Source organism: Variovorax sp. 01N425 (assembly GCF_056399465.1).
Genome location: NZ_JBFTRJ010000043.1, coordinates 1 through 3,422 on the forward strand (window position 1 = coordinate 1; position 3,422 = coordinate 3,422).

5 protein-coding genes are annotated in these 3,422 nt (G+C 59.1%); 4 read left to right on the forward strand and 1 reads right to left on the reverse strand.

The annotated features are described in order from the left end of the window. The first annotated feature begins 221 nt into the window (after positions 1 to 221). Together AC1DSC_RS32515 and AC1DSC_RS32520 are read left to right on the forward strand one after the other, a co-directional pair. Positions 222 to 872, forward strand: coding sequence for a hypothetical protein (locus AC1DSC_RS32515; protein ID WP_478132078.1), 651 nt, complete (start codon positions 222 to 224; stop codon positions 870 to 872). A 120-nt stretch (positions 873 to 992) separates the two neighbouring features. Further along, the gene (locus AC1DSC_RS32520) at positions 993 to 1,403 is read left to right on the forward strand and encodes a hypothetical protein (protein WP_478132079.1); all 411 of its coding nucleotides are present in this window, start codon (positions 993 to 995) and stop codon (positions 1,401 to 1,403) included. 139 nt (positions 1,404 to 1,542) lie between these two features. Here the strand turns inward: AC1DSC_RS32520 and AC1DSC_RS32525 are convergent, their stop codons facing one another. Further along, positions 1,543 to 1,791, reverse strand: a complete 249-nt coding sequence (locus tag AC1DSC_RS32525) for a hypothetical protein (protein ID WP_478132080.1) — start codon at positions 1,789 to 1,791, stop codon at positions 1,543 to 1,545. A gap of 86 nt (positions 1,792 to 1,877) precedes the next feature. Here AC1DSC_RS32525 and AC1DSC_RS32530 point away from each other — a divergent pair, with 86 nt between their 5' ends. Together AC1DSC_RS32530 and AC1DSC_RS32535 are read left to right on the forward strand one after the other, a co-directional pair. After that, positions 1,878 to 2,435 carry a hypothetical protein gene (locus tag AC1DSC_RS32530; RefSeq protein WP_478132081.1) on the forward strand — a complete coding sequence of 186 codons (558 nt, stop codon included), beginning with the start codon at positions 1,878 to 1,880 and terminating at the stop codon, positions 2,433 to 2,435. Between the two features lie 761 nt (positions 2,436 to 3,196). Then, positions 3,197 to 3,422, forward strand: a 226-nt coding sequence (locus AC1DSC_RS32535) for a hypothetical protein (protein WP_478132082.1), incomplete at its 3' end; no start/stop codon positions are given.

The following is a 3,422-nucleotide window of genomic DNA, read 5'->3' on the forward strand; positions in this document are numbered from 1 at the left end:
GTGAGCCCTTTTAGTCGCGCTCGCCGCGCAGCGCGGCCAGTGCCTGCATCACTGACTTCGCCGCCGAGTTCCGCGTCTGCAGCGCGCCAGCTTGCATCTCAGTTCGGCATACTCGCACGTCGAGTGCGTTTCCACACAACCTCGGCCAACAGCGGACATCGATCGGTGCAGCAGAATCCGGCTAGCCTCCACCATTCCAAACCTTGCGGTGACTATCCGGCGTGAACGAACAGCATCCTTTCGAGCTTGGCGCGGTCTACAGGACCGAATGGAGCAACGACCCCATTCGCATCATCGCATTCGATGCCACCGTCGTGTTCTATGACGTATGGCGGTCGGACATTGGGGATTGGGAGTTGGCAGCTCGCAAAGGCAATATCTCCTACTACCGCATTTTTGCCCCGTTTTTGTTTGCGTCTGCCGCATACGTTCGCACAGACGAGTACTCTGACGCCGAATGGAAGCGGCATCGACCGGATCTACCGATGTCCTTCGCAGTCGTGAGAAGCGTGGAGTGGACCCCGACCCCGCCCAGTGCTGCCAGCGATATCAGTGCCATGGCGCGTGCTTCGGTCGAAGACAGTGTCAGCGTGCGCGGCGTTCTACATGTACCTGCGGTGTACCTGGAACCGTTCGGACCGAAAGGCAGTTCCAAACCCGGCACCCTTATTACCGCTCAGGACGGCAGCGCGTTTACAGGGGGCGAATTGCTTTGGCGAGCATGGAAGCTGCAAGCGCCGCATCTTCGAGAACTCGGCAGAGTTCAAGGCGTCGGCCTTCACAGGTCCGGAACTAGGAGAGGAATCCCGTCCTACTACATCTGGGGCTCTGACAGCAGGCTCGCGGTTTGGAAGCCGGTTGATCTTCATTGATTCGGAATGGTGCCCGGCGTTGGCACTTGCACGCTATTCCCGCCGCTTCAGGCCTAGCGCCGCGTTGCGCTGTGGCAGGATGCGGCAAGAACCATTCATTCCGATCCGGGGGGCCGCACCATGAACGAAGAAGACGAGCTTGATGAAGGATTCGAATGGTTCCATGAGTTTGCAAAGCTGCCCGTCGAGGAACTTATGCAGCAAGCGACTGACTCCAACCGGACAATTTTCAGAAAGTTCGTGATCGCGAACCTGCCAGGGCACGTGCCGCCGGAAAACCAGCCACCTTCTGAGTTTGCCGCGACGGTCCTTGAACTCAGGGCCAACGAGCGCGGATGGAATCGAGCCCTCGGTAGAGCGCTCATAGACGCGGACGACACACGATCCGAAGGAAACTTGCAAGCGGCGATTTCGAACTTGCGATCCTTTGCTAGCTCTTGCCCTTGGAACGCTTATCGGGATGTGGCGCACATCCAGGCAGACAATCTCGAAGACGCCGGAAATTCCGGTGGACCACCGCCCGCACCGTAATGCAAGGGCGTAGGTCCAAGTGCGGCCAAGACCAGTCGTCCACTATCACCTCCCAACGAAGATGAGCCGTGTGACCATTTCGACAGCGCCGTGCGACCCTTCGGCCTCGCTGGTGAGTGACGTTCGCCGCATTACAAAGCTAGGTGTTCTCGACGTGCGTGACCGTCTTTCCGCCGGGGAACCCGTGTTCGACCAGGAGCTTTTTGGCAACCGAACAGAAAACGTCTTTGCGAAAGCGCGAGCGCTGCTTTCGGCGCTGGAGCACGGCGGGCATCAGCCTCTTGTCAGTGAGGCTGGTCGGCCAATCACTCCGCAGATTCTGCGAAACATCTTCCAGGCGTCCGAGGAGGAGGCCGAGGAGCTTCGCCGGCTTGATGACTTGGGACATGTGTAGGCGAAGGCAGAATTCGGCCACTACCGGTCGTTCAACCGTGCGACAGAATTCGTGCACCTGCATCTCCCCTGAATGCACCGATGATTTCTTATCCTGCATCCCTTGGCCGCTTGTGGGCGCTGACCGACCAGCCGCTGGCTGAAGGTGGCGCGGCGTACAGCAGCCATTTCGATGAGATTGGCTTGCTGTTGTCGCTGCCTTTGAAGCCGAGCGAATATGGGTGGTGCTCTCCCACCAACGTCCTGCGATTCGCTGAAACTGGGGGAGACGGTGTCCAGTTCGGTCTGCTATTGCTCGACGGAACACTCTCCGAAGATTCGCCAGTCATCATGATGGTCCCGAGGGCGATGGGCGATAGGACGAATTTCGTCGTTGGCGAAAACTTGTGCGACTTTCTCGCTCTAGGCTGCCGCCGCGGCTACTTCATTCTCGAGCAGTTGGCTTACCGACCGGATTGGCTGCTGTCCGAGCTCGCTGACGAGGAGTACGGCGAGGACATGTCGGACGACCAGAAGCAGCTGCTTGGTTCCCTGAGTGTGGCCTTCGGTCTTAACTCGTGGGGAGAGCGTGTCGCCAGTCGGCTCAAGTGGCTCGAGGACGAATACTTCGACCTGTTGGCGCTACCTCCTGCATCTTGATCCCCGCCGATGGCGGGGAAGAATCGGTCAGAAGCGGACATATGCCGCTGCGGCAGAATCCGGGGTATCTCAATCCACCCGGGTCGATCTCATTTCAGCGATGCAAAAGCGCGGACCGCGGCAATCGAACGTACAGCAGCAAAACGCCCATGTCGAGCGTTCGCTGCACGCTGAAGCAAGCTATTGGAGGCAGCATGGCCTGCCGCCGATCTTGGCGCGTGCGGGAGTGGAGCGAGGTGTCCAGTGGGAAAGATCGATAGTGATTGAACTTGGCGTTGACTTCCCCGGAACGCCCAGCATCTTTGGTGAGCTGGTGACACAAGACCAGCGCTTCATAGCATTTGAGATCGACACAACGGCCGAATTACGAGTGGAGCGATGGGCAGATGTGACGGACGTCCAGAACCTCAACGAGCACAATCGGGGCACAGGCGTTGGACGCGGGGCGCTCGCTCTCAGGGTTCTGCGTGACCTGAATGCGTAGATGCAGCGTGCGGCTACAGTCGGCCAGCAGCGGACGGTCGCGGTCGCCTCAGAATTTGCGCATAGCAGGCCTTCGCGGCGCGGGCACAACGATGCCTTCCGAATTTCCCTGAAGCGCGTGTACACCAACCGCGGCGACACTAACAATCAGAATCGGCGCCGAGTCTGGGGCTTCGAAGGCCTGGCCAGCAATCACGCCTTCTTTGGATTCCACCGATGCAACCGTTAGACCAAACCATCCCAATGCTGCGGAGGGACCTTCCCGCAACGGAGCACGCATGACCGAACTCCGGCCACTTATGTTCAAGGCGAACCGATACGACGTCAGCGACCTCCTGATGGAGTGGCGTTGGCTAATCCCGCCGAGCGGTACGCCGCTTTTCGTATCCGCATTCGGTGATTGGGTGTTCGGCCACCCTGACGGAAGTCTTTGGGCACTTTCGGTCCTCGAGGGCACCTACCAACAAGTAGCTCGCAACTCCTCTGAGTACAACACGCTCAACA